We start from the raw sequence: 25,438 nt of genomic DNA on the forward strand, positions 1-25,438 counted from the left end.
GGCCACCCTGGACACATATAAATTGCAGCTATAAACCGCCGTCACCGGCTGATGATTCAACAAGGAATCCAAGATGCGTATTCTGCTGTTTCTTGCTACCAACCTGGCTGTCATTCTTGTTGCCAGCTTCACCCTCAAGCTCCTGGGTGTCGACAGCTACCTCGCCCAGAATGGAATCCAGTATGGTTCGTTGCTGGCTTTTGCGGCCGTTTTCGGTTTTGCGGGTGCGATAGTCTCGCTGCTGATTTCCAAGCCGATGGCAAAATGGAGCACCAGGGCGAAGATCATTGAGTCCCCCAGAACACCCGCTGAGCGCTGGCTGGTGGATACGGTGCGGGACCTGGCCAAGAATGCCGGCATAGGTATGCCTGAGGTGGCCATCTTTCCCGCCTCCCAGTCCAACGCCTTTGCCACTGGCTGGAACAAGAACAATGCTCTGGTGGCGGTCAGCGAAGGCCTGCTGCATCGCTTCAACAAAGATGAGATCCGCGCGGTTCTGGGTCATGAAATCGGCCACGTTGCCAATGGCGACATGATCACACTGGCGCTGATTCAGGGCGTGGTGAATACCTTCGTCATATTTGCCTCCCGCGTGATCGGCTCCTTTGTAGACCGCGTGGTCTTCAAGAATGACAGCGGGCATGGAATTGGTTTTTTCGTGGTGAGTATTGCAGCGGAGATCGTACTGGGTATTCTTGCCAGTACCATCGTGTTCTGGTTCTCCCGTCGCCGCGAGTACCGGGCTGATATCGCGGGTGCCCAACTGGCAGGCCGGGGTGCCATGATCAGCGCCCTAGCCCGGCTCAAGCAGGAAAGTGAAGTACCGGATCAGATGCCGGAAAGCCTGCAGGCGTTCGGCATCAACCGGGGGGCACGGGGCGGACTCAGCGCCCTGTTCATGACGCATCCGCCTCTGGACAGCCGGATCGAGGCACTACACAAAGCTCAGCTTTAGCCAGACGGAGTTCTAGAGTTTCAGTTTGAAGCCAAGGGCCCGAAAAGTGTCCTGCATGGACTTGCTGGTGCCCTTGAGCTGAATCTTGACACTTGAAAACTCCCGCCGGACCGGATAATCCCGACGCAGCCGGTCAAACGCAGGGCCTCGCTCCTCCGCCGAAAGCGCCATTGCCAGCCGCATCCGGGCATCATCCTGGCGGGGGTCGTAACAGGATCGAATAGCAATATTTGCCGAATCCATTTCCTCAGCCGCGCTGGTGAACGACAGCTTGGCCAGTGCCGGCTCCGGTAAGAATTGCCCGGCCTTTTTGCGGGCGGGCAGGCCCATGTAACGACTGAGCCCCTGGTAAACCATTTCGCTACCCTGCACCTTGCCTTCGAGGCTGTAACCCGCAATATGGGGCGTAGCCAGCCAGACCTTTTCCAGCAGTTCGGCGTGAATGCGCGGTTCCTGCTCCCATACATCCAGCACGACGGTAGGCGAATTGGGTTCTTCCAGGCGCGCCAGCAAGGCAGAGGTATCAATAACCTCACCCCGGCTGGTATTGATCAGCAGCTGGTGCTCTTTCAGCATGGACAATCGCTGCTGCCCGAACATATGCAGTGTGGCGTGGTCTCCCTGTCGGATCAGAGGTGTGTGCAGGGTTACCACATCACAGGCCATGGCCTCGTCGAGACTGACAAAATCCTGATTGTCCTCACCTTCCTGTTCGGCGCGCGGCGGATCACAACACAGGACGTCAAAACCCAGCCGGTCCAGTTTGTGGGCGAGCTCGCCACCGACATTACCGGCACCAACGATACCAACACTGAGCTTCGACCAGTCAGACACGCCGCGCCTCTCGGCGTGCAACGAGATTACCGACAGCACGTACTCAACCACACTGTTGGCATTACAACCGGGGGCCGCCGAGAACGAGATACCATTGGACGCCAGCCACTGCTGATCCACGTGATCGGTACCAATGGTGCAGGTGCCAACGAATCGCACACTACTGCCTTCCAGCAACGCCTGATTAACCCGGGTAACCGAACGCACCAACAGGATATCCGCATTCTGCACATCGGCGGCCGACATCGTACGGCCAGACACACGCTGAATCTCGCCGATGTCACCGAAGAAGGAATCCAGCAAGGGTATGTTTTCGTCCGCTACTATCCGCATGATGCTGCTTCCCGACCCGTTAGTTCCTGCGTTGACGCTGGTGACCACCACGGCCGCCCTGGCTTCGGTTGCCCTGAGGCCGACGGCCACCTCGCTTGCGGGTAATCGGCGGTTTCGCGAGTGTGGTCATCAGCTCTTCATCAGGCACAGCTGTGGCGAGCTTCTGACTGATGTAGGATTCAATGGCCGGCAGCGAAAAGGCATCATCCTCACTGGCGAAACTCACAGAAACGCCGTGCTTGCCTGCACGCCCTGTGCGTCCAATCCGGTGTACGTAATCCTCGGCGTTATCCGGGAGATTATAGTTGAATACGTGGGTCACACCGTCAACGTGGATGCCACGCCCTGCCACATCGGTGGCCACCAGCACCTGGATACTGCCGTTCTTGAACTGCTCCAGGGTTTTGAGCCGTTTGTTCTGGGCAATTTCACCGGACATGAGCGCCACCTTGACGCCCTGGTTTCGCAAGTCTTCATCCAGATCACGACACTGGTCACGCCGGTTGGCAAATACCAGGGCCTTTTCAACTTCCGGGCGTTGGAGATAGTTCACCAGCACCGGCAGCTTCTCGTCTTCACCCACCAGGTAAACGGTCTGCTTCACCCGTTCCGCCGTTTTCTGTTCCGGCTCGATTTCCACAAACTCGGCATTGCGGGTCCACATGGAGGCAAGGTTGAGCACATCCTGATTGAAGGTAGCACTGAACAGCAGTGTCTGGCGCTCTTCCTTCGGGGTACATTTGCGGATAATCCGCTTAACGTCTGGAATGAAACCCATGTCGAGCATCCGGTCCGCCTCATCCAGAATCAGGATGTCCAGCTGGTCCAGAAAAACATCCTGGGAGCCCAGGAAATCAATCAGGCGCCCGGGTGTGGCAACCAGGATATCGACAATCTCGTTCTGCAACTGGTCACGCTGCTTGTCGTAATTCATACCGCCGACCACAGTGACCACATTGTGCCCGGTATAGCCACACAGCTGCTCCGCATCCTTGGCTATCTGCATCGCGAGCTCCCGGGTGGGCGCCAGCGCCAGCACCCTCGGCTCGGACGCGTACCGGTCATTTTCCGGAACGGGTGTTTCCAGCATGCTCTGGATGGCGGTAATCAGGAAGGCGGCGGTTTTACCGGTACCGGTCTGCGCCTGACCAATCAGGTCCTGGCACGCCAGTGTGAACGGGAGGGTTTCTGCCTGGATCGGTGTACAATGCTCAAAACCGATATCGGTGATGGCATCGAGCACTCGCTGGTCCAGGTTCAGATCTTTGAAAAGCGTCTTGCCGGCTTCAGGTGCATCGGATGTCATAGTGTTTCAGGTTACCTCGGTGTCTGTAGCGGAACATTCGGGCATCAGGCGCCTGGTCTCTTTCTTCCAGACTTCATTGAAGTCAGCCGCGGTTCCATAAAAATTTCTGAGCGTTTGCAATAACAGGCCGGCTCGGTATGGCAAACCAAGCTTCAGATAATCGTTGGCCTGAGCCGTAACATTCCTGCGAAAGGCGTCTTCGTCCCATGCTCCATTGCCGGACAAGTTGTCGACACTGACGTGAAACCGGGTGCCAGCTGCAACGGAAAACAGCCATTCCAGAGCCTGGGGTTTTACTTCCGCTTTTTCAAAGGCCTGCTGTTGCTCCACGCTGCGGCCATCCGGGCAATACCAATAGCCGAAATCGCAGAGTGTGCGCCGGTACTCACCGGCGATACACCAATGGCTGATTTCATGCAGTGCGCTGGCATAATAGCCGCGAGCAAAAATAATCTGCGCAAAGCTGTCAGGCTCTGCTGCCGGCAGATATTCGGGTTCATCGCCGCCTCTGACCAGAACAGTCCGGTACTTTTCCCGGAACAGGCCATTAAACAGCATGATAAGATCGTCTGGATCATGTCTCATGGGACGGGTATTGTGCGACTTTAGAACGCTCAATACCAGTGGGAACTTTTGCCAGGCAACTGTGTCCACAGCAACCTGAAACGACGCGGCCTGAGCCTTCCAGGATTTCGCGCTGGACAAACCCGGATCCACCAACGGTACTCTATCGACTATGACCGGCAGCAAAACCACCTCACGCAGTATTGCCCCGATCAGGGTTCTGAGCGGCTTATTTCTGTTTCTGGCATTGTCCGTTTTCTCCGCAGTTACCTCCGGTGCCGGCAACTCCCTGTTCGGTGGCGGCAACGATTTCCTCCCCGTTGATGAAGCGCTGCCCTTCAATTTTACCGCAGATAGCGACGCCGTTTTACTGTCCTGGGACATCGCACCCGAGCATTACCTTTATCAGGGGCGTATCAACGTCACCAGTAATGATGAAGATGTGGAGCTGGGTGAACCGGAATTCTCCTACACCGGTATCGACACGGAAGATGAATTCTTTGGCAAAGTCACTGTGTTCTATGATCCGGTCGAGGCCAGGGTGCCGGTAAAGCTTCCCGAGGGCGCCCGGGAAGCCGAGTTACAGGTGACCTACCAGGGCTGTGCAAAGGCGGGGCTCTGTTATCCACCCCAGACACGGGACGTGCTCTATTACGCCAGTGCGGACGATGGCCCGGAGTCACCAGCAGACACCACCACCGCAACGGGCCTGGCGGGTTTTCTCGCGAATCAGTCTACCCTGGTCATAGCCGGCCTTTTCCTGCTGCTTGGCCTGGGGCTGACGTTCACTCCTTGCGTACTCCCAATGGTGCCGATCATCTCGTCCCTGGTTTCATCGCGCAACACCAGTACAACCGGGCATGCCCTCTTGCTTTCAGGCAGTTATGTACTCGGGATGGCCCTGACCTATGCTGCAGCCGGTGTCATAACCGGTATGCTCGGAGCCAGTTTCAACCTGCAGGCCCACCTACAGTCGCCCTGGGTACTGGGCGTTTTCGCGGCGCTCTTCGTGCTGTTTGCGCTGTCTATGTTCAATCTGTTTGAAATCCAGTTGCCGAGGTTTATTCGCGAGCCCCTTAACAACGCCAGCCATCGCCTTACCGGCACCCGTGTCGCCAGTGTGTTTGGCATTGGAGCGCTCTCGGCCCTTATTGTTTCTCCCTGCGTTTCTGCACCGCTGGCCGGCAGCCTGCTGTACATAAGTACGACCCAGGACGCAGTCATCGGTGGTGTTGCCCTGTTTGCCCTCGGACTGGGCATGGGCATCCCCTTGATGCTGGTGGCCGTAGGTGGTCGCAAACTACTGCCGTCGACCGGCCCCTGGATGAATGTTGTCAAGGCCTTCTACGGTGTCATGCTGTTGGCGGTTGCTATCTGGCTGGTGGAAAGAATGGTACCGGGGTGGCTGGCACTGACCCTGTGGGGGCTGCTGGTAGCCATTACAGGCGTGCAACTGGGGGCGTTTGATGCCGCGAAGGCTGGCTGGGAACGTACGCGCAAGGGCATGGGGCTGGTTATGTTTGCCTATGGTATTGCGCTGCTCGCCGGGGCCGTTTCCGGCGCCAATGACCCCCTCAAGCCCCTGGCCGCCTTCACAGCTTCCAGTCAGCCTGCATCTGGAGGCTCATCAGCCGGGGCGGCAACCACCCATGCCGATTTTGTCCGGCTGGAATCTCCCGCAGACATTCGCGACGAGCTGAGACAGGCAAGCCTTGACGGCACACCGGTCATGCTCGACTTTTACGCCGACTGGTGCATTTCCTGCAAGGTTATGGAGCGCAATGTCTTCAGCGACACCGCGGTTATCCAGGCGCTGGTGCCCTACAAACTCCTGCAACTGGACATGACTGATAACACGCCGGAACAGCAGGCCCTGCTGGATGAGCTTGGCCTGTTCGGACCACCGGCGATCCTCTTTTACAGCGGCACTGGCGAAGAGATGGGAACAGCCCGCATCCTGGGCGAGATGGACCGCGATCAGTTTCTTGGCCATCTCGACACGCTGGGTAGTTCTGGCGAATCCTGACGTGTCTGATCAGAGCCCACGGCGTATAAAGAACACGAATTCCGTCCCTTCTTCCCCGGTGTATATCAGTTCATGATCGAGAAATTGACAGAACCGCGGAATGTCGCGGGTTGTGGAGGGGTCCGTTGCAACCACTTTCAATACCGCTCCGGGGCTGATCTCAACAATCCGGTTGTGCAACATCATGACCGGTTCAGGGCAAAACAGCCCCCGGGCATCCAGCTCTGCATCAAAATCTGGCGCTCCCAACGTCTGTCCTCCTGAAATTCCAGCTGAAATTTGAAAAATACGTGCTAAATTATTGTTTATAGTTGCCAAAACAATACGAGGTAAACAATGATCCGGGTGCTGATTGAACGCCATATTGCCGAATCACTTGAATCCGCTTACGAGGAGAGATCCCGCAAAGTTCTTCAGAATGCCGTGAGCGCTCCTGGCTTTGTATCCGGTGAAACCCTCGTGGATGCTCACGACGCAAACCATCGGTTCACCCTTGCCAACTGGCGCTCGGAAGCGGACTGGCAGCGCTGGTTACAGTCCGAAGAGCGCCGCGAACTGATGGCGGAGCTGATACCGATGATGGACCGCGAGGAAGTTATCACGGTACTTAAGCATAGCAACAACTAGCTCAGTCGAGACGCTCGATAAAGCAGGTAATCTCCTCCCGGTCATGATAGAGGTGGCGGGCCCTGATACGGAAGTTCATTTCACTCTGGCCCAGCCCCTGCTCCAGGATATCCCGGCAAATCAACCACTCGTCGTACCGTTTTTTCATCGGAAGTTTAAGATTGAACACCGTGTAACGACACAGCTTTTGACTCAGCCAGTCCACTGCCAGTGCTGCGGTGCGTCGGGGGTGGTCAACGATATCGCATACCATCCAGTCCACGCTCCGCCTGGGCCGCCACTGGTATCCATCGGCCTCAGTGTGTTCAACATGTCCCGACGCCATCAGTTCGGCATTCATCGGCCCGTTATCAACTGCGGTTACCATCATGCCCTGCCGGACCAGTTGCCATGTCCAGCCACCCGGGGCCGCACCGAGATCCACGGCCTGCTTCCCGCCACCCAGGTAGTCAAGCTCTCGTTCCGGAGGCAGAAATACCTTCCAGGCCTCTTCCAGCTTCAGAGCCGAGCGACTGGGAGCCGAGGCCGGCAGGCGCAAACGTGGAATCCCGCTGACAAAGCGGGCCCGGTTGCCAGCCATACTGACGCCAGCAATAACCCGGTCAAATCCGAGAAGCAGCAACTCCAGACGGGCCGGCGATTCTGACTTGTGATCAGGCTGCAGTAGCCCTGCCCCTCTCAGGCCTTTGGATAGCGGCGACACCCATTTGCGCGCAAAATTGCCGAGGTCCGGGTCGCTGTTGTTTTCCGGTAAACGAATTTCCACCCTCGCACAGGGCGGAGATTCCGCATCCAACGATTTCAGCCCATCAATAACCGCGCCCACGCGGTCCGCTGGTGGCAGGGCCACCTCCGCCAGAACGACAAACCAGTCCCTGATAAACACCAGTGTGTGGATGGAGATTCGGGCCAGCAAGGTATCCGCCAAGGCGGGACCGGGGAGGTTGAAGATCACGAAGCCCCGGGCATTCCCGGGCTCGAAGAAGCCGTATACACCCTGTGCCGCGGCGGTATCAGTAAGCTCCCTGCCTGCTTCCGTTTCGAAGCCTGGCCGGCAAAAGGCTATCAGTTGTTCCATTCGTCACCTGAATCGAGTTCGCAATTGATTACACTCATACTCTCTCTGTTGGCAGGAATACCATTAATGCCGCTGAATCTGTTACCTGAATTGTGCGCAGAGTCCCGGAGGAGCAGTCCGCACCGGAGTTATCCTGAGCTATTCCCACTGGTGAATGAAGGCCGCTGCCACGCTTGCGGCCTGACTGATCATCTCGTCATGGGTTTCGGGTTGCCGGGCAAGCGGCCGGTAATCATGGTCACCACCGTCAAGCCATGAGACACATACATTGTCGGCTGAGCCCAGGCGTTGCGCCTCTACTTCCTGCTTTTTTCCGAAAGGGTCGCGGGTACCCTGAATAATCTTGACTGGGCGCTGAAGGTCCTGGAAATGAGATGTGCGCCAACGCTCCGGTTTACCCGGGGGATGAAAAGGGTATCCGAAACAGACGGCACCGCAAATCGCGGACTGAGTACCCATCTGCGCGACCACATGGCTGGCCATTCTGCCGCCCATGGATTTACCACCAATAAAGAAGCGGCCACCTTCAACGGTTTCAGCCAAACAGGCGGAAATTGCCTCGCGAAAATGGTCCAACAACACTGGCTGCCGGTCCGGGGGCCTTTTACGCCCATCCTGTCGACGCTTTTTCATGTAAGCAAATTCGAACCGCACTGTTGCAACCCCCTCTTCAGAGAGCGCCGAAGCCAGTTTCTCCATAAAGGCAGAATCTGCTGGCGCTCCGGCCCCATGTGCCAGCATCAACCTGGGTGCGTGGGGAGCGTTCACCGGTTCAGACTTAAAAAATGTAACAGGATTCACTACTTCTCCAGATCGTGACTATGATTAGCGACAGAGGCGATGATATATCCATAGGTTTCCGGGCTGCTAAGTTGCATTCTGGAATACTTTAATATATTCGCCATGTTACTGATTTAGACGAATTTGACAGGGCTGTCGAGTTGATCTGTGTCATTGCAAACAGCTAATGCTTTCTCCATACTTGCGCCCGCATCTTTCCCACTCTAAACCCATTGGTAAGGCTATGAGCACAGTAAATCCAAACCTGACATACAACTACAAGGTGGTAAGGCAGTTTGCCATCATGACAGTGGTATGGGGGATTGTCGGTATGGCCCTGGGCGTGCTGATTGCAGCACAACTGGTCTGGCCCGCCCTCAACCTTGACCTGCCCTGGACACATTTCGGCCGTTTACGGCCGCTGCATACCAACGCCGTCATCTTCGGCTTTGGCGGAAGCGCCTTATTCGCAACAGCCTACTACGTGGTGCAGCGCACCTGTCAGGCCCGGCTGTTTTCAGACGCACTTGCGGCATTCACCTTCTGGGGCTGGCAGGCCGTCATCGTGGCAGCCGCTATTACCCTGCCAATGGGGTTAACTACGTCCAAGGAATACGCCGAACTCGAGTGGCCCATCGACATAGCCATCACCCTGGTGTGGGTTGCCTATGCGCTGGTGTTCTTCGGCACGATCATGAAGCGCAGCACCCCTCACATTTATGTGGCCAACTGGTTTTATGGGGCGTTCATTATTACCGTTGCCGTACTCCACATCGGTAACAGTATGGCGCTGCCGGCAACGGCGTTCAAATCCTACTCGGCATACGCCGGTGTGACTGATGCCATGATTCAATGGTGGTACGGTCACAACGCCGTTGGCTTCTTCCTGACCGCGGGCTTCCTGGGCATGATGTACTATTTTGTGCCTAAACAGGCCAACCGTCCGGTTTATTCCTACCGCCTGTCAATCGTGCACTTCTGGGCACTGATTGCCACCTATGTATGGGCCGGTGGCCACCACCTGCACTATTCCGCACTGCCGGACTGGGCCCAGACTGCGGGCATGGTCATGTCCCTGATTCTGCTTGCACCTTCCTGGGGCGGCATGATCAACGGCATGATGACTCTGTCGGGAGCTTGGCACAAACTGCGTACTGACCCGATTCTGCGCTTCCTGGTCGTATCCCTGTCGTTCTACGGCATGTCTACCTTCGAAGGGCCGATGATGTCCATCAAGACAGTGAACGCACTGTCACACAATACTGACTGGACCATTGGTCATGTTCACTCCGGTGCCCTTGGCTGGGTTGCCATGATCAGTATCGGTGCGGTCTATCACCTGATTCCCAAGCTTTGGGGCCTGCAGGCCATGTACAGCACCGCCATGATCAATGTGCACTTTTGGCTGGCAACGGTTGGTACCGTCCTTTATATCGTCGCAATGTGGGTGAACGGCATCATGCAGGGCCTGATGTGGCGCGCTGTCAACGAGGACGGCACCCTGACCTACAGCTTTGTTGAATCACTCGAAGCGTCCTACCCAGGCTATTTTGTGCGGTTCCTTGGCGGCGTGATTTTCCTGACCGGTATGCTGATCATGGCATACAACGTTTACATGACCGTGCGTCAGAAAGAAGCCGTTGCTCAAGACAACACAGCAGCGCAAGCGGCGTAACGGGAGACATTACTGATGAAACACGAAATTATTGAAAAGAACATCGGGATCATGATCGTACTGATCATCCTGACCATCAGTGGCGGCTTTCTTGCTGAGGTGGTACCGCTGTTCTTCCAGAAAAGCGTCAATGAACCGATAGAGGGTCTCGAGCCGCTTTCCGCCCTTGAGCTGGAAGGCCGGGATATATACGTGCGTGAGGGATGCCATGTCTGCCATACCCAGCAGATCCGTCCATTCCGCGCCGAGACCGAGCGCTACGGCCACTACTCCGTTGCAGGCGAGTTTGTTTACGACCGACCATTCCTTTGGGGCTCCAAGCGCACCGGTCCTGATCTTGCCCGCGTTGGTGGTCGCTATTCCGACGCCTGGCAGCGACAGCACCTCTACGATCCGCGCAGCGTGGTACCGGAATCCAACATGCCAGCCTTCCCCTGGCTGTTTACGGACCGTATCGACCACACGGACACCGAAGCCAAAATGAAGACACTGCAGACGCTAGGCGTTCCCTATACCGATGAGCAGATTGCAGAGGCTTCCGGCGAGGTGCGGGACAAATTTGAAATCGAAGCTCTGGTCGCGTACCTGCAACAGCTTGGTACCGTGATTTCAGAGAAACGGTGATCCTCATGGATTTAAACGACTTACGCGGCGTTCAAACACTGATCATCATGGCCATGTTCTTCGGCATCATCTGGTGGGCCTACAGTTCCCACCGCAAGAAAGCCAACGAAGAAGCAGCCCACCTGCCCTTCGACGATGATGAAGTGGAAAAGCGTACTCTTGAACAGGAAAAAACGGAGAAAAAACGATGAGTACCTTCTGGAGCATCTGGATCAGCGTGATCGTGCTCGGTACTGTGTTTGGATGTTGGTGGCTGCTATACGCCACCCGCAAGAACCAGACGTCTGATACTGAAACCGACAGGACCATGGGCCATTCCTTTGATGGCATTGAGGAATACGACAACCCACTGCCAAAGTGGTGGTTCTACCTGTTTCTTGCTACCTGTATTTTTGCCCTCGGCTATCTTGCGCTCTACCCCGGACTTGGCAACTTCAAGGGCCTTCTGGGTTGGTCTTCCACCGGCCAATGGGAAACCGAGATGCAACAAGCAGATGCAAAATACGGTGAGCTCTACGCCAAGTTCGGCGACACACCGGTACCCGAGCTGGCAGGCATTGATGACGCCATGAAGATGGGGCAGCGGCTTTTTGCCAACAACTGCGCTACTTGTCATGGCTCGGCTGGCCGGGGCTCCCTGGGCTTTCCCAACCTGACCGACGATGACTGGCTTTACGGGGGAGACCCTGACTCGATCCTGACCACCCTCCACGAGGGACGTAATGGCAACATGCCGGCCATGGGCACCATGCCGAACATGACCAACACGCAGGTCGACCAGGTTGTCAACTTCGTGCTTAGCTACAGTGGTCGGGAGCGAGACGCAGAAGCCGCAAAAAAAGGGGAAGAGGTATATGCACAGGCCTGCGTGGCCTGCCACGGCCCTGATGGCACCGGCAATCAGGCTCTTGGTGCTCCGAACCTGACTGACAACACCTGGCTTTACGGTTCCACCTATGACTGGATCAGGGAAACCGTTGTTAACGGCCGCCAGAACAACATGCCCGCCCAGGGCGGCAGGCTTTCTGACGACCAGATCCAGATTCTGGCCGGTTACGTCTACAGCCTGTCCAACTGAGTATCCGTCCGGGGCCGTTGTCCCGGTCTGGTCTGCTCAACCCTGTGTCTGCCCCGCGGGCACAGGCTTGAGAAGATCCTCCGCCCCGCACGACCCTCGTGAGAGGCGCCACATCATCGGGAGGTTAACGATGAGCAGTGAGATACCGGTCAAACAGGTTGACCCATCCTCTGACGCCTCCGATAACAAAAACAAAAATACCGGAACTGTCGAGCTTTACGCCAGCCGCAAGAAAATCTATGTAAAAGAGGTCAAGGGCTTCTTTCAGCGCATTCGTAACGTCAGCCTGACGGCGCTGATGGGCATGTATTTTCTGATTGTCTGGATTACCGTGGATGGCGAACCACTCATTCACTTCGACCTCCCAGCGCGTGAATTCCACCTGTTCGGCACCACCTTCTTCCCCCAGGATTTCATCCTGTTGTCGGGCATGCTCATTATCTGCGCCTTCGGCCTGTTCTTTATAACAACACTGTTTGGCCGTGTCTGGTGTGGGTACACCTGCCCACAAACAGTCTGGACCTTCATCTTCATGTGGGTAGAGGAACGCATCGAAGGCGGCCGCAACAAGCGCATCAAGCTCGACAAAGCGCCCCGTTCGGCAGAGAAAATCGCCAAGAAATCGGCGAAACACTCGGCGTGGTTGCTTATTGCCCTTGCCACTGGCCTCACGTTTGTCGGCTATTTCTACCCCATTCGCGAGTTGATCACTGACCTGTTTACCCTACAGGCCAATGGCTGGGCCTACTTCTGGGTAGCCTTTTTCACCGTGGCAACCTATCTGAATGCAGGCTGGATGCGGGAGCAGGTATGCCTTTACATGTGCCCCTATGCACGTTTCCAGTCCGTGATGTTTGACCCTAACACCCGGGTGGTCTCCTATGACCCCAATCGGGGAGAGCCCCGGGGCAGCCGAAAAAAAGGTGTGGATCCGGCAGAGATTGGCCTGGGAGACTGCATTGATTGTGGACAGTGTGTCCATGTCTGCCCCACGGGCATCGACATCCGTGATGGCCTGCAATATGAGTGTATTGGCTGCGCCCTGTGCATCGATGCCTGTGACGAGGTCATGGACAAGATGAACTATCCGCGAGGCCTGATTCGTTACACCACGGAAAACGAGCTCGAGGGGAGAACTTCCAAACTTCTTCGTCCGCGCACCTTCGGCTATGGGTTTGTATTACTGCTCATGATGGCCGCGATTACGTTTACGATTGCCACCAGGATACCGGCACAGCTGGATGTTCTCAGGGATCGCGGTGCCCTCTTCAGCTTCAACGGTGAGGGTCGGGTCGAGAACACCTATACACTGAAGATTGCCAACATGTCGGAAGTTCCACAAACGTTTGGCATTTCGGTCTCCGGCATGGAAGGTATCCGGATACTGACCCAGGACACGGTCACAGTGGCAAGCAGCGAGAACCTTTCTTTGCCAACGGTGGTAGATGTAGCACCGGAGGTCATCTCGGAAAGCAACAATGACATTATGTTCAGGCTTGAATCACAATCCGGTGAAAGCCTGATTCTTGAAACTGAGAGCCGGTTTGTCGGTCCTAATCGCTGACCCCGGAGCCGACATCCGGGAATAGCACTGAGAGATATACTTATGACTGAGAATACATCCGCAGGCCCCTGGTACCGCCAGCCCTGGCTCCTGTTTTTGCTGATTTTCCCCGGCGCTGCCATTGTCTGGTGCACCATTGCTATTACGGTGGCACTCAACACAGACAATTCCATGGTTACTGATGATTATTCCAAAGAAGGCCGGGGCATCAATATGGAGATTGCGCGGGACCAGACCGCAAAAGAACTGGGTCTCACAGCAAAAATGGCCTTTGAGGAACGGACTATAAACCTGTCTGTTGATACTACTGAGGGACAGGCTGACTACCCTTACCTGATTCTCAACCTGTTCCACCCAACACTCTCCGACCGTGACCGCACTATCCAGTTCCGGGCTGTGGGCGAGGGCCAGTATATGGCGAATCTGAACCAGCCTATCGAGGGGCGCTGGTATTTTGATCTTCGCGGGCCTGATAACGATTGGCGGCTGAAAGGCGAGTCCAGCCTGCCATCGGATCGCCCACTGACCCTTGGTGCGGGTGCTGAAGACCGCGGGTGACTCCCTTGGATTGCTACCACTGCGGAGAGCCTGCACCTGGCAAGCCCACTATCACGCTTGAGCTGGAAGGCGAATTACGCCATTTTTGCTGCCGTGGCTGCAAAGCTGTTTGCGAGACCATCAGGGCGGAAGGTCTCGACGGCTTTTATCAGTTCCGCACGGAACCGGCTGTTACCCCGAAAGAGCTGACTGGTTCTGAGCTAAACCGGATACGGGAGCTGGACCACCCACTGGTGCAGAAGTCTTTCGTATCTCCGGTTAAAGCCGGCCAAGAAGGCACTCTGCTGATCAGAGACATCACCTGCGCCGCCTGCATATGGTTGCTGGAAAACCATATGGCCAAACAGCCAGGGGTGATTTCCTTCTCTGTCAATCACAGCACCCAGCGGGCTCGCCTGGTGTGGAACCCGGAAGAGGCCAGACTGAGTGAGCTGCTGATTGCTATTCACGAATTGGGTTACCGCGCCCGGCCCTACCAGGCCGATGAGGCTGAACAGGCACTGAAAGCCGAACACCGGTCTGCGTTGATTCGCCTGGCGGTTGCCGGCATCGGTTCGTTCCAGACGATGATGCTGGCATTTCCCTTGTACTTTGAACTGGTCAGCGAGCTATCTCCGGAATTTGTCAGTTTTTTCCGCTGGTTCAGTCTTCTTGTTGCTACCCCGGTGGTGTTTTACAGCGCCCGCCCCTTCTTCACCAATGCATTACGAGACATCCGCAGCAGACACCTGACCATGGATGTACCGGTAGCGACCGCTATCGGTCTGGCTTATGTCGCCAGCATCTGGGTTACCGTGTTCGGCGGCGAGGAAGTATATTTCGAGTCTGTGTGCATGTTCACCTTCTTCCTGCAGCTTGGACGCTACATCGAGATGCAGGCGCGTTACCGGGCCGGACTGACCGGTAACGCCCTTGCCGGGTTCCAGCCCATGGTGGCCAGCCGCATCAGAGATAATGACAGCGAGATCGTGGCAAGTCATGAGCTGACCATGGGTGACGTCATCAGGGTCAGGCCCGGTGAAACCCTGCCCGCCGACGGAGTGATTATAAGCGGACATTCCACCCTCAACGAAGCCGCCCTGACCGGAGAATACCTACCGGAAACCCGAAATCCTGGCGATGAAGTGCATGCGGGTAGTATCAATGGCGAAAACCCATTGGAAGTAAAAGTTTCCCGCGCCGGAGCGCAGACACGGCTTTCGGGAATTCTTCGTATCCTCGATCGGGTTCAGGCAGAGAAACCGCCGGTGGCGTTAATGGCTGACCGTATCGCCGGTGTCTTCGTCAGCCGCGTTCTGGTTCTGACACCCATCATCTGGATTGGCTGGTGGCTGGCAGGCGCAGACAATGCCTTCGACATCACGTTGTCAGTACTGGTGGTAACCTGCCCCTGTGCCCTTTCCCTGGCTACTCCCACCGCCATTACCTCGGCAACCATGCGGCTGCGAAAGCTGGGGCTACTGCCCACCCGCGGGCATACACTTGAGTCACTTAACTCAATCGATACCGTGGTTTTCGACAAGACAGGCACGCTGACTCGGGGAGAACTCAGCCTGGTGAACACCCGTGTGTTCGGGACCGCCGGTCCTGAGCAATGCCTTGAAATGGCGGCAAGCCTGGAAAAACATTCGGAACACCCGATTGCCAGAGTATTCCACGATCTCCGGGGCAGCCCGGCTCATAACGTACAGAACAATCTTGGTGGCGGACTGTCAGGCGAATTCGAAGGACGCACTCTTTATATCGGACACAGGGACTTCGTCCAGGCTAATGTTGGCCATGCACCTCCAGCGAGTGATGTTCAGCAGGGCATGGAAGTCTGGCTGGCTGACAAAACCCAATGGCTGGCCTGTTTCATCCTCGATGATGAGCCCAGACCCGAGGCAAAAGAGGCAGTGCAAACTTTGCAACGGGCAGGTCTGCGAACCGTTCTGCTTAGCGGTGACCGCTCCGGCCACGTGGAAAAAATTGCCCAACTGCTGGGCATCGATGAGGCCATTGGCCAGGCATCACCTGAAGATAAGCTTCAGGTCCTGGAAACATTAAGGGAACAGGGCCGTCATATTATGATGGTTGGCGACGGCCTTAATGATTTACCCTCGATGGCAGGTGCCGGTGTTTCAGTGGCCATGGGGAGCGCCGCCGACCTGACACAGCTGAAGGCTGATGCTGTGCTGCTTGGCGGTCAACTGACCCAGTTAGCCGAGGCTCTCAGAACCGCCCGGCAAACCCGTCGCATCATACGCCAGAATATGGCGTGGGCGCTTGGCTACAATCTGTGTGCGCTGCCTTTGGCCGCTGCCGGCCTGGTGCCACCCTGGCTGGCTGCGATCGGCATGTCCATCAGTTCGCTGGTTGTCGTACTCAATGCCATGAGGCTTGGGCGGGAACCGCGGACACCGGAGCCACTCCCGACGATGGTTGGCGCCGAGGCAACGCCCTGATACCGTGAATTTTGATTGACCTATTCGACTTGAGGTAGCGCCGTGAAAATTGTAATGATTCTTGTTCCGGTCATGCTGGTCCTCGTAGCGCTGGGTATTGTGCTGTTTTCCTGGGCTGTGAAGAACGGCCAGTACGACGACCTGGATGGGCCAGCTCACCGCATTCTCTATGACGATGACAAGGACAGAATTCCGGACGATGCAAAGCAGCCCGATCAACACGCTGCCACTGGCAATACCCCGGCCTCGGCAGACGAAGGAAACGATGACGGCCTGAGCGAAGAACAGAAATCCTGATGGGCGAAGAACTTTACCTGAGTTACTCCAGCGCCTTTCTGATCGGATTGCTGGGCAGCACCCACTGCCTCAGTATGTGCGGCGGTATCAGTGCTTCCCTGTCCATGGCTTTGCCCGTTGGCCGCGGCTTCCGTTTCAGACAGACAGCCATGCTGTTCGCCTTCAATGGCGGCCGCATTGGCAGCTATACCCTCATTGCCGCGGTGATCGCCTTGCTCAGTACCAGTGCAGCGGGTTACTGGACCCAACTGGGCCCTGTACTGCGAACACTGGCGGGAGTACTGCTGATTCTGATGGGGCTTTCCATGGCGCAGTGGTGGCAGGGAATTCGCCATGTGGAGCGTATCGGCGCCCCAATCTGGAAACGCCTCTCACCACTCACAAAACACTTGCTACCGGTACACCATGTCGGGCAGGCACTGGCGTTAGGTGCGCTATGGGGCTGGTTACCCTGTGGTCTGGTTTACAGCACGCTGGGGTGGGCAGCCTTGCAGCCAACCGTGGGCAGCGCTGCCGCAACCATGTTGTTCTTTGGCCTGGGCACACTGCCTTCCATGCTGGCAACCGGTTACGCCGCTACCTGGATTCGCAAACTTCGGGAGCAAAAACATTTCCGGCAACTCGCCGGGCTGTTGCTGATCGGCTTTGGAGTCTGGACCCTGCCTGTTACTGCGATGATGCATTCAGGCCACGGCTAGTGTCTCCGGGTCGCCTCAGATATTAAGAATGTCCAGCCGCCCGAATTCCGCGGCTTCCGGCTCGGCGGTCGCAATGGCTTGCCCACTGCCTGAGCGCCGGGAACCCTCACGAAAATCAAAAAGATCGGTATCGGCAAGGTGGGATGGTTCTACATTGCACAGTGCGCGGAACATGGTTTCCAGCCGCCCCGGATGTTGTTGGTCCCAGGCCTGAAACATGTCCTTGATCACCTGGCGCTGCAGATTTTCCTGGGAGCCACACAGGTTACACGGAATGATCGGGAACTCCCGCATTCGGGCATAGCGAGCAATGTCTTTCTCGCGGCTGTAGGCCAATGGCCGGATAACCGTATTACGACCATCGTCACTGTGCAGCACTGGCGGCATGGACTTGAGTTTTCCACCGTAGAACATATTCAGGAACAATGTCTCCAACAGATCGTCACGGTGATGCCCCAGGGCAATCTTGGTTACGCCATGCTCTTCAGCAAAATTATAGAGAATTCCGCGACGTAGCCGAGAACAAAGTCCGCAGGTGGTCTTCCCTTCCGGCACTTTTTCCTTAACAATACTGTAGGTGTCTTTCTCGATGATGTGATACTCGATATCGAGTGCCGCCAGATACTCCGGCAGTACTTCTTCCGGGAACCCTGGTTGTTTCTGGTCCAGGTTCACAGCAATCAGCTCAAAGCGCACGGGAGCGCTTTTCTGAAGAGTGAGCAGGATATCGAGCATGGCATATGAGTCCTTGCCGCCAGACAGGCAGCACATGACTTTATCGCCGGCTTCAATCATCGAGAAATCAGCAATCGCCTGCCCCATTTCCCGGCGCAGGCGTTTCTGGAGTTTGTTGAACTCCAGTTTCTGTCTGTGTTCTGCGTCAGAATTAAGGGCAGCTTCAGAACTGGCAGTTATTGCTTCGGACATAGATAAACGTCGTTCATAAGGTCAGTGAGCGTCGGATTATACGCGGGCAAATGATCCAGGAACAGGATACAGACATGGATATGTCAGAGACAAAAAAGGAAGCCCCCGGCAAGCGGGAACTCAACCGTATTCGTAACCGCAAAGCCATACTGGACGCTGCCCGGGAGTGTTTCCGGGAACTTGGCTACGACAACACCACCATTCGCGATATTGTACGCCGCACCGGCCTGGCCGCTGGCACCTTCTATAATTACTTTTCCAGCAAACAGGACATATTCGCGGCCTTGCTGACGGATTTTCTTGGCCAGCTCAATCATAACCTTACCGAAAGCAGGCAGGCTGCCAGTTCGGCAGAGGACTTCATTTACTCTGCCTATCTGGCGCTGTTCAAAGCCACTGCCAGTGATCCCCTGGTGTATGAACTGGCTCATCGCAACGACCATGCTATCCGGGAACTGTTTGGCTCGGACATTCTCGGGCTCACCATAATGTCTCTTGAAGAAGACGTGAAAGACGCGGTTGAACATGGGCTGCTGCCCGACCTGGACCAGGAGTACCTGTGTGCGGCCTTTTTCGGCGTCGGTTACGAACTCAGCCTGCGCCTTGCCCATCGCGCCCACAGGAACCCCGACAATGCCGGTACCGAGGCCAGGAATGCCACCCGGTTCGCAACCAATCTGTTTCTTAACGGGCTGCGCCTGGACCCCCTCTTCCGTAACGACGCCCCGTCACCTACCATAGCGGAATGAACCAGACTGATACGGCAGCGAATACCATTCAATCGTCCGGGGCCGAGCCAAAAGATGACACACTGAATTTCCAGATTCAGCACCTGCTGGTCGCCACCGAACACATACTCCGGCAGAACCCTGCCGGAATCAACGAACTCGGCCTCATCAAGACGCTGCAGAGGAAACCCTGGGAGTTGATCGGCACCGTAAATTTCGCGGAGCCGGACAAGCTCTATCCGGTGCATTTCCTGCTGTTCCACGTGCTCTACCGCCTCCGTGATCAGCTTGCCACCGGCGGGGAGTCAGTAACCATTTCGCCCCTGATCATTCGGCTCCGGCGTAGCGACGTTGTGGGCGGCACGGGCCTACCGGACCAGGCGGACGAATTGCGGCGCTTTTACCTGGACCTGTCCAAGTATCAGATGCCCGAGGAATCCATAAACCGGATGATGGACGACTTCTGGGCCGGGCGCAGCGGTTATCGGCCGGAACGTGCTGAAACCCGCGAAGCCGCAGCGATCCTCGGTTTCGAGAGTATTCCAGCAGAATTTGATGAGGTGAAACAACGGTTCCGCAAAGCAGTCATGCACGCTCACCCGGACCGTGGCGGTGAAACCGAAGCCATTCAACACCTGAACCATGCCTTCTCCGTACTGAAAGCGCATTTCAGAACCTGACGGTTTCGGACATTGGGAACATTGAGGACAACATAATGGCAAAACGAATGACGACCCGAGCACTTCTGATGGTATCGCTTGCCGGCTTTGCCCTGGCCGCGAAAGCCGATCTGGTGGTACTCCAGTATCATCATGTCAGTGATTCCACGCCTCCATCCACCAGCACTTCGGTTTCTCTTTTCGAGGGGCAGCTGGAGATGATCGGCGACCTGGGAATCGACGTTGTACCATTGGAGTCCGGAACACGCGACGCCCTGGACGGTAAACTGGATAACCGCAAGCAAGTCGCCATCACCTTTGATGATGCCTACGATTCCGTCTATTCCAGCGCCGCACCGGAGCTCGAAAAGCGCGGTTACCCTTACACAATCTTCGTAAACACCGATGCCATTGGCAGCCATGGCTACATGACCTGGAGCCAACTTGAGGAGGTGCGCGATAGAAGCGGAGTGACCATCGCCAACCACAGCGAAGACCACGGGCACCTGGCGAAACGCCCGGACGAAAGTCGAGGGGGCTGGGTGCAACGCGTGGAAAGCAGCCTGGATACAGCCCAGCAAACTCTCGCAGACAAGCTGGGTATTGACGTTCCGATGTTCGCGTATCCCTACGGTGAATTTGATGAGGCACTGGAGGCCAAGCTTACTGAGCGTGGCTGGCTGGGCTACGGCCAGCAGTCCGGTGCCATTGGAGCCACCTCGGAAGCCACTCGCTTGCCTCGTTTCCCCATGGCAAATGCCTACGGGCAACTCAACAGTCTGAAGGACAAACTACGCAGCAAGGCGCTACCAGTTGACGCCAGTGAACTGCCTGACGGCGTGATCGAGGAAAATCCGCCGACGTTGTCATTCACTGTTCCTGATTCAATAAACGTCGACAGATTGACCTGCTTTGCTTCGGGACAGGGACGTGTCGATTTCGAGGTTTCCGGCGACAAGGTCATACTCAAAGCCCCCAAGAGCTTCAACAGCCGCCGCTTCCGTTACAACTGCACCCACCCCGCCCCGGATGGCAGTTTTTATTGGTTGTCCCAGCAATGGCTGGATCTGAGTAAGCCCGAAGACTAATGTCCCGTCTGGCTACTCGCCTTCCCTGGAGAGACCCAGCTCGCCAGTACGGGCATGAGGAATTGCATCCGGCCCGTACTTGCCCTCGACAACGGTTTGACCGGCCAGATCTTCGTCGCGTGTAAAGATCACCGCCCAGCGTTCGCCCCGGCCGGGAAATACCGGAATATAGGCGTGCAAGTAGCCATGGCTGTGCCAGGACTCCGGGTCGTATTGCGCAACCAGGTCGGTCACGATTCTCAATGGTACGAAAGACGCATCCAGAAAGGCGACGGACGGGACAAAAACGCCATCTTTGGCAAACGACCTGAGGTGCAGAATAAAATCATTGTGCGTTTCCGCTGAAGGCAACCTTACCAGGCGATACGGACTGACGCCGGTGCTGAAGGAGTGAACCGGGGCTGTTCGATCCATATCAACAGCAAATTCCCTGCCCCGTTGCCACTTCTCGGTCTCGGTCCTGTCGAGGTCCTGGCAACACTGGCCGGACCATTTCTCGAAAAAGGATTCTTCATCCGGTTGCATACCCAGAACCGCCATGGCATCCGGGTCGGCACCCTCTGGCAGGACGGTTGTCCCGGACATTTCTCCTGCCTGGTGTATGCTGGCCTCAGTCAGCTGAACTGGCGGTTTAATGCGTCCTTTTTCGACGGCGGACCTGGTATCCGGCTGATAGTAGCTGACACGGAAATTACCCTCGGCATCCCGCCAGGTAAAATAAGGCTGAGGCTCACCGGGGCGGATATAACCGTCTTTTTCCAGCTGGTTACCATCCGGGTAGTTCTCCAGGTTGAACTCGTCGTCGTAAGTCTCGGACGATGCTCCCTCAGAGACAGCAGAGACAGCAGGGTGTTCATCAGCGTCTTCGCCGGAGCTTTTCGGAATCGGGGTATGCCTGACCTGTCCCTGCTCATCAACCCAGGTGAAATACCCTTCGCCGCCACCTGATGAGCCAGAGCGTGACGACTGACACCCCGACATGGCAACGGCCAGGCAAGTAACAACCAGTAAATGGCGTATATACATCGGGGCTGATCACCCTGTTTGCAGGCGCTTTCGCGTCAGAATTTGGTGCGGAAACTCAGGCCTGCCATCGCTACCCGCAGCGACGTTTTTACATCCAGGCCCGCGTATGGGTTATAGATGATGTTGGTAATATTGTCACAGTTCAGGTTACAACTACCATTGGCCGGGATGGTTTCGATGGAATGCAGGTAACTCAGATTCATGTCAATTTCAGTATCTTTGTCCCACTGATAACCCATCCCGATGCTATAGAGATTCGCACCACCGAATGGCGCCATGATACTGCGCTGGTCATCGGGAATAACCGAATCCCGAATCTCCACACCAGCGCGGAGATCCAGCCGGGAAGAGGCGTGGAACTCCAGACCAAAACCCCAGTTCCACTGGTCGGTAAAACCCAGCGGTAACCGCAAGGTACTGGGTGTCGCATTGTCCGGCGACAGAATCCTGGCGGCATTGAGGAATTCCAGGTTGCGATCAAAGCGGAACACAAACGCGTCCCACTGCTTGTAGTCGGTCCAGCCCACATCAACATTAACCGTCAGCTTGGGATGCACGTCCACACTGATACCGGTCTGAAAATGCTGCGGATAAGTCAGATCCATGGAGACGTTACCCGCCTCCCTGGGCGCGCCCGACGGCAGGCTCAGTATGGCCGAGGTGATGGCGCCCAGAACCGAACCGTTCACACTCTGCCAGAAGCCGGACCAGTCGTCGGTATACTCGATCTCGAAGGTACCCTTGAGGTTCATGTCCGCTTCAGAGGTATAGCTTGCGCCCCAGGTAAACCAGTCGTTCGGCTCCCACATCACCCCGAGTGCGTAGGTTGGTGACAGGGTTTCCTGCACGTTGATACTGAGCGCCCCTATATCGTCCCAGGGCCCGACATTGCCGCCGCAAAGTGCCAGCCAGGGCTGCAGAGGTTCATCACCACTCTCACAGTTAAAGGCGTCCTGAAGTACCTCTGCAACGCCCAGCAGCATGTTCGGTGCGCGCATGTACTGATCAGCGGCAATCCCCATGTGGGACAGGTGGATACCGGCACCAATCGCCCATTCGTCGTTGATCTTGTACCCGACCGTGGGAGACAGATAGGTAGTACGTTGCAGGGCCGTTGCCTGGGGCAAGTAGCGGCCCGGATCGTCTTTATCGCGATAGAAACCAGCGGCCAGGGGGAGGTAAAAGGCATTACCGAAAGTGAGCTTTGATCCCGGTGGATTAATACTGATGCCGGCCGAGGGCGCCACTGCCGGCCCGGGAGGCGCCCGCAGTATGCCAAACCCCGGCACATAGAGCGCAACGTTGTTGGTGTGGCTGTGCTTGTTGGCGACGGGATCACGCTGTTTTCCGGTCAGTGGATCTGTCTCAAGGCCGTCAATGCCGAAGATCTCGTAACCCTCCGGGGCATGGAAATCCGCATCAATGTCGAGATAGATGCTCATCAGGTTCACTTCAAGCTGGCGGCCGTCGAGTTTGGTCAGGCCCGCCGGATTGTAGTGAATGGCCATGATACCGGGCGGATCTGCCGTAACCGCGTTGCCCAGCGCCAGAGCTTTGGGGTGAATTGTCAGATTCTGTGCCAGCTGCGCCTCGACACCACAGGTTACCGAGGCTGCCACGATGGCACCGGCAATCCGTTGTTTGTGGCTGGTTATACCCATGAAATCTTCCCTTCCCGTAAAACCTCAGAGGCTGAAGTCACTCTTTGAGACCTGAAAATCTGATGGGCAGAGACACGCCCAGCGAGAAGTCCGGTGCGTCTTCGGTCAGGCCGATACCAAGGCTGGTATTAACAATGGTGGTATCGCTTACACGGGTACCCAGCGACATGCTGAGAAAACCACTCATCTGGTCCTGGGCAACAGCCTGGGTTCCGTCGCTGAAGGAAAGTATGGTTTCGTCGCTGTAGCTCAGCTGTGCCGAAATACTGAGAGAAATGTCGTAGGACAACGAATAGGCAAAACCACCGGACGCAGACAACCCGAAGCCTGGCTCTATCTCTTCCAGTACTCGCGCGCCGCGGACCTGCTGAAGTCCAGTTTCAGGAATATTGTAGGTGGCGCTGGTGGAACCGAATACCACCACCGGGTCCAGTACTTTGGAGATACTTACGCCCCCGGCCAGGGAGTAATATCCGCTTCCAGTCGAGAGTTGCTCGTCAATATCGATTTCGTAGGGGCTTACCCCTGTCTTGGAGGTAAAGGTGCCAAATAACGTAGTGGACATTTTCCCCGGAACGTAGGAAAACGGCTGCCACCGCGCGGTAGCGGATATGTCTCCAAAGTCGTAAACACTGAGCTCGTCCTGGGTGTCGTGCTTGACCACCAATGGAATGCGGGTACCCACCGTCAGGTTGTCCAGCAGACCATAATCATAGGAAAACGCGTTGGTGAAGCTGTGTGTTGCAGAGGGCACTACGTCCAGATTACGAACGGAGCCATCGGTGATCGCCAGGTCCAGGCGCTGATCGCCGGTGTAGGAATAATCAAAGGAGTAATTGAGAGCGTGAGTACCTTTTTTCTGCAACGAGTAGCTGGTCTCCGCCGACTGGAAAACCTCTTCCAGCTGCTTTGAGGAGTCTTCATCACCCTCCTGCTTTGCAAGCGCTTCCCTGGCCTGATCTACGTTTCCTTCCTGCGACAGTGCCATGCTCGGGTAAAGGCCAGTCACGGAAACAAGGATAAAACCTCGCACTAACCAACGATTCATCCTGACTCCCTTATTTTACTTGTAATGGTTCCTGTGCCGGGGCTTTGCGCCCCGCACGTTAATTACGACGGTAGAACAGCTGCTTTCTGGTATTCTCGACGCTGCCATCCGGGTTGTTTTTCTGGCGTTCCAGCATGTTCCGGATCCGGCGTTCGGTAGACTCGTGGAACTCCGGAATTTTCTGAAGCGCCAGTAATGTCATGGTTTCGTCATCCACAAACCGCAGGTCCTCCTCTTTGAGCTCGAGGTAATCCAGCGGTTTATCGCTGCCCGGGAAGACAATAAAAAGAACGTTGTCGTCCCACTTCTCCTCGAACTGGGCGAGCGTAAAGGAAATATTGCCAATTGCCGGATCAGCGAGGTACACGCGTCCCTCGCGGATGGTTCTGAGCACCACGAAATGTTTAAAGCCGGCATGCTGAATGGGAACGATGGCCGGGTGGTCAAGATCCATCAGGTCCTCAATGGTGGCGCGGAAGCCCCCGGATGGATAACCCAGTGCGGTGACCAGGCGTTTCATATCAAGCATGGAGAAAGCCCGGCGCTGAACAATGCGCTCACTTTCGCCGTAATGAAGCAGGCCTTCCATTACCTGTCGCTCGCCGAGATTCCTGCCCAGATAGAAGTTGAGCACCGTGGTCAATGCCGCACTGCCGCAGCTGTAGTCGTAAGCCTGTCGCACGATGTTACGGAACTGTTGCTCTACCAGCGGCTCTACACGGGTGCCGGTTCGCAACTCAATGGGGCTGGTATCAAAATCCTGCTCAATCACGATGGTGCCCTGCTGGTAAGGCTCAACAACGATTGCCTCCTGGGCCATGGTGAATGTGAGGATGGATCCGGCGAGTACCAGCAGCATG

26 protein-coding genes are annotated in these 25,438 nt (G+C 56.2%); 15 read left to right on the plus strand and 11 right to left on the minus strand.

Annotated elements, in window-relative coordinates:
• Window positions 1-73 precede the first annotated feature (73 nt).
• Window positions 74-955 carry a protease HtpX gene (htpX, locus tag M8010_RS17740; protein WP_250094043.1) on the plus strand — a complete coding sequence of 294 codons (882 nt, stop codon included), beginning with the start codon at window positions 74-76 and terminating at the stop codon, window positions 953-955.
• Between the two features lie 12 nt (window positions 956-967).
• Here htpX and pdxB read toward each other — a convergent pair whose 3' ends face one another.
• The 3 genes from pdxB to M8010_RS17755 are packed head-to-tail and all read right to left on the minus strand — an operon-like array spanning window position 968 to window position 4,013.
• Window positions 968-2,122, minus strand: a complete 1,155-nt coding sequence (gene pdxB, locus M8010_RS17745) for a 4-phosphoerythronate dehydrogenase PdxB (RefSeq protein WP_250094044.1) — start codon at window positions 2,120-2,122, stop codon at window positions 968-970.
• Window positions 2,123-2,141: 19 nt separating this feature from the next.
• Complete coding sequence (locus tag M8010_RS17750) at window positions 2,142-3,428, minus strand: DEAD/DEAH box helicase (protein WP_250094045.1); 1,287 nt, start codon at window positions 3,426-3,428, stop codon at window positions 2,142-2,144.
• A gap of 6 nt (window positions 3,429-3,434) precedes the next feature.
• Window positions 3,435-4,013 carry an elongation factor P hydroxylase gene (locus M8010_RS17755; protein WP_250094046.1) on the minus strand — a complete coding sequence of 193 codons (579 nt, stop codon included), beginning with the start codon at window positions 4,011-4,013 and terminating at the stop codon, window positions 3,435-3,437.
• Window positions 4,014-4,164: 151 nt separating this feature from the next.
• Between M8010_RS17755 and dsbD the strand changes: the two genes are divergently transcribed.
• Entirely contained in the window at window positions 4,165-6,018 is a 1,854-nt protein-coding gene (gene dsbD, locus M8010_RS17760; RefSeq protein WP_250094047.1) for a protein-disulfide reductase DsbD, read from the plus strand.
• Window positions 6,019-6,027: 9 nt separating this feature from the next.
• Here the strand turns inward: dsbD and tusA are convergent, their stop codons facing one another.
• Window positions 6,028-6,267, minus strand: a complete 240-nt coding sequence (gene tusA / locus M8010_RS17765) for a sulfurtransferase TusA (RefSeq protein ID WP_250094048.1) — start codon at window positions 6,265-6,267, stop codon at window positions 6,028-6,030.
• Between the two features lie 87 nt (window positions 6,268-6,354).
• Here tusA and M8010_RS17770 point away from each other — a divergent pair, with 87 nt between their 5' ends.
• Window positions 6,355-6,645, plus strand: a complete 291-nt coding sequence (locus M8010_RS17770; protein WP_250094049.1) for an antibiotic biosynthesis monooxygenase family protein — start codon at window positions 6,355-6,357, stop codon at window positions 6,643-6,645.
• Between the two features lies 1 nt (window position 6,646).
• On the opposite strand, the gene rlmM is transcribed toward M8010_RS17770, so the two are convergent.
• Together rlmM and M8010_RS17780 are read right to left on the minus strand one after the other, a co-directional pair.
• Entirely contained in the window at window positions 6,647-7,723 is a 1,077-nt protein-coding gene (gene rlmM / locus M8010_RS17775; protein ID WP_250094050.1) for a 23S rRNA (cytidine(2498)-2'-O)-methyltransferase RlmM, read from the minus strand.
• A gap of 138 nt (window positions 7,724-7,861) precedes the next feature.
• Window positions 7,862-8,464 (minus strand): alpha/beta family hydrolase, encoded by a 603-nt coding sequence (locus M8010_RS17780; RefSeq protein ID WP_349666121.1) that lies wholly within the window; start codon window positions 8,462-8,464, stop codon window positions 7,862-7,864.
• Between the two features lie 283 nt (window positions 8,465-8,747).
• On the opposite strand from M8010_RS17780, the gene ccoN reads away from it, so the two are divergent.
• From ccoN to M8010_RS17825, 9 genes are all read left to right on the plus strand, one after another.
• Window positions 8,748-10,178, plus strand: coding sequence for a cytochrome-c oxidase, cbb3-type subunit I (gene ccoN, locus M8010_RS17785; RefSeq protein ID WP_250094052.1), 1,431 nt, complete (start codon window positions 8,748-8,750; stop codon window positions 10,176-10,178).
• A gap of 15 nt (window positions 10,179-10,193) precedes the next feature.
• Entirely contained in the window at window positions 10,194-10,802 is a 609-nt protein-coding gene (gene ccoO, locus M8010_RS17790; RefSeq protein ID WP_250094053.1) for a cytochrome-c oxidase, cbb3-type subunit II, read from the plus strand.
• Window positions 10,803-10,807: 5 nt separating this feature from the next.
• Complete coding sequence (locus tag M8010_RS17795; RefSeq protein ID WP_250094054.1) at window positions 10,808-10,993, plus strand: cbb3-type cytochrome oxidase subunit 3; 186 nt, start codon at window positions 10,808-10,810, stop codon at window positions 10,991-10,993.
• Window positions 10,990-11,880 carry a cytochrome-c oxidase, cbb3-type subunit III gene (gene ccoP, locus M8010_RS17800; RefSeq protein WP_250094055.1) on the plus strand — a complete coding sequence of 297 codons (891 nt, stop codon included), beginning with the start codon at window positions 10,990-10,992 and terminating at the stop codon, window positions 11,878-11,880. Before M8010_RS17795 ends, ccoP begins: the two co-directional genes overlap by 4 nt.
• Window positions 11,881-12,010: 130 nt before the next feature.
• On the plus strand, window positions 12,011-13,444 hold the full coding sequence (gene ccoG, locus M8010_RS17805) for a cytochrome c oxidase accessory protein CcoG (RefSeq protein ID WP_250094056.1): 1,434 nt from the start codon (window positions 12,011-12,013) through the stop codon (window positions 13,442-13,444).
• 42 nt (window positions 13,445-13,486) lie between these two features.
• Entirely contained in the window at window positions 13,487-14,002 is a 516-nt protein-coding gene (locus M8010_RS17810) for a FixH family protein (protein WP_250094057.1), read from the plus strand.
• A complete protein-coding gene (locus tag M8010_RS17815; RefSeq protein WP_250094058.1) occupies window positions 13,999-16,446 on the plus strand; it encodes a heavy metal translocating P-type ATPase in 2,448 nt (815 codons plus the stop codon). The genes M8010_RS17810 and M8010_RS17815 overlap by 4 nt, the downstream gene beginning before the upstream one ends.
• 42 nt (window positions 16,447-16,488) lie before the next feature.
• Window positions 16,489-16,743, plus strand: a complete 255-nt coding sequence (gene ccoS / locus M8010_RS17820) for a cbb3-type cytochrome oxidase assembly protein CcoS (protein ID WP_250094059.1) — start codon at window positions 16,489-16,491, stop codon at window positions 16,741-16,743.
• The gene (locus M8010_RS17825; protein WP_250094060.1) at window positions 16,743-17,441 is read left to right on the plus strand and encodes a sulfite exporter TauE/SafE family protein; all 699 of its coding nucleotides are present in this window, start codon (window positions 16,743-16,745) and stop codon (window positions 17,439-17,441) included. Before ccoS ends, M8010_RS17825 begins: the two co-directional genes overlap by 1 nt.
• Window positions 17,442-17,456: 15 nt before the next feature.
• Here M8010_RS17825 and ttcA read toward each other — a convergent pair whose 3' ends face one another.
• On the minus strand, window positions 17,457-18,368 hold the full coding sequence (gene ttcA, locus M8010_RS17830) for a tRNA 2-thiocytidine(32) synthetase TtcA (protein WP_250094061.1): 912 nt from the start codon (window positions 18,366-18,368) through the stop codon (window positions 17,457-17,459).
• 80 nt (window positions 18,369-18,448) lie between these two features.
• Between ttcA and M8010_RS17835 the strand changes: the two genes are divergently transcribed.
• From M8010_RS17835 to M8010_RS17845, 3 genes are read left to right on the plus strand one after another with little or no spacing between them, the layout of a single operon-like run.
• Window positions 18,449-19,117: a TetR/AcrR family transcriptional regulator gene (locus tag M8010_RS17835; RefSeq protein ID WP_250094062.1), complete on the plus strand. Its 669-nt coding sequence runs from the start codon at window positions 18,449-18,451 to the stop codon at window positions 19,115-19,117.
• Entirely contained in the window at window positions 19,114-19,776 is a 663-nt protein-coding gene (locus M8010_RS17840; RefSeq protein WP_250094063.1) for a DNA-J related domain-containing protein, read from the plus strand. The genes M8010_RS17835 and M8010_RS17840 overlap by 4 nt, the downstream gene beginning before the upstream one ends.
• A gap of 35 nt (window positions 19,777-19,811) precedes the next feature.
• On the plus strand, window positions 19,812-20,843 hold the full coding sequence (locus M8010_RS17845; RefSeq protein ID WP_250094064.1) for a polysaccharide deacetylase family protein: 1,032 nt from the start codon (window positions 19,812-19,814) through the stop codon (window positions 20,841-20,843).
• A gap of 12 nt (window positions 20,844-20,855) precedes the next feature.
• Here M8010_RS17845 and M8010_RS17850 read toward each other — a convergent pair whose 3' ends face one another.
• From M8010_RS17850 to M8010_RS17865, 4 genes are read right to left on the minus strand one after another with little or no spacing between them, the layout of a single operon-like run.
• Window positions 20,856-21,869: a MalM family protein gene (locus M8010_RS17850; protein ID WP_250094065.1), complete on the minus strand. Its 1,014-nt coding sequence runs from the start codon at window positions 21,867-21,869 to the stop codon at window positions 20,856-20,858.
• Window positions 21,870-21,904: 35 nt separating this feature from the next.
• A complete protein-coding gene (locus M8010_RS17855) occupies window positions 21,905-23,530 on the minus strand; it encodes an OmpP1/FadL family transporter (protein ID WP_250094066.1) in 1,626 nt (541 codons plus the stop codon).
• Between the two features lie 37 nt (window positions 23,531-23,567).
• Window positions 23,568-24,578 carry a transporter gene (locus M8010_RS17860; protein WP_250094067.1) on the minus strand — a complete coding sequence of 337 codons (1,011 nt, stop codon included), beginning with the start codon at window positions 24,576-24,578 and terminating at the stop codon, window positions 23,568-23,570.
• 58 nt (window positions 24,579-24,636) lie between these two features.
• Window positions 24,637-25,437 carry a C39 family peptidase gene (locus M8010_RS17865; RefSeq protein ID WP_250094068.1) on the minus strand — a complete coding sequence of 267 codons (801 nt, stop codon included), beginning with the start codon at window positions 25,435-25,437 and terminating at the stop codon, window positions 24,637-24,639.
• Window position 25,438 lies beyond the last annotated feature (1 nt).

It is taken from the genome of Marinobacter sp. ATCH36 (genome assembly GCF_023555055.1).
In the GTDB taxonomy this organism is placed as follows: Bacteria; Pseudomonadota; Gammaproteobacteria; order Pseudomonadales; family Oleiphilaceae; genus Marinobacter.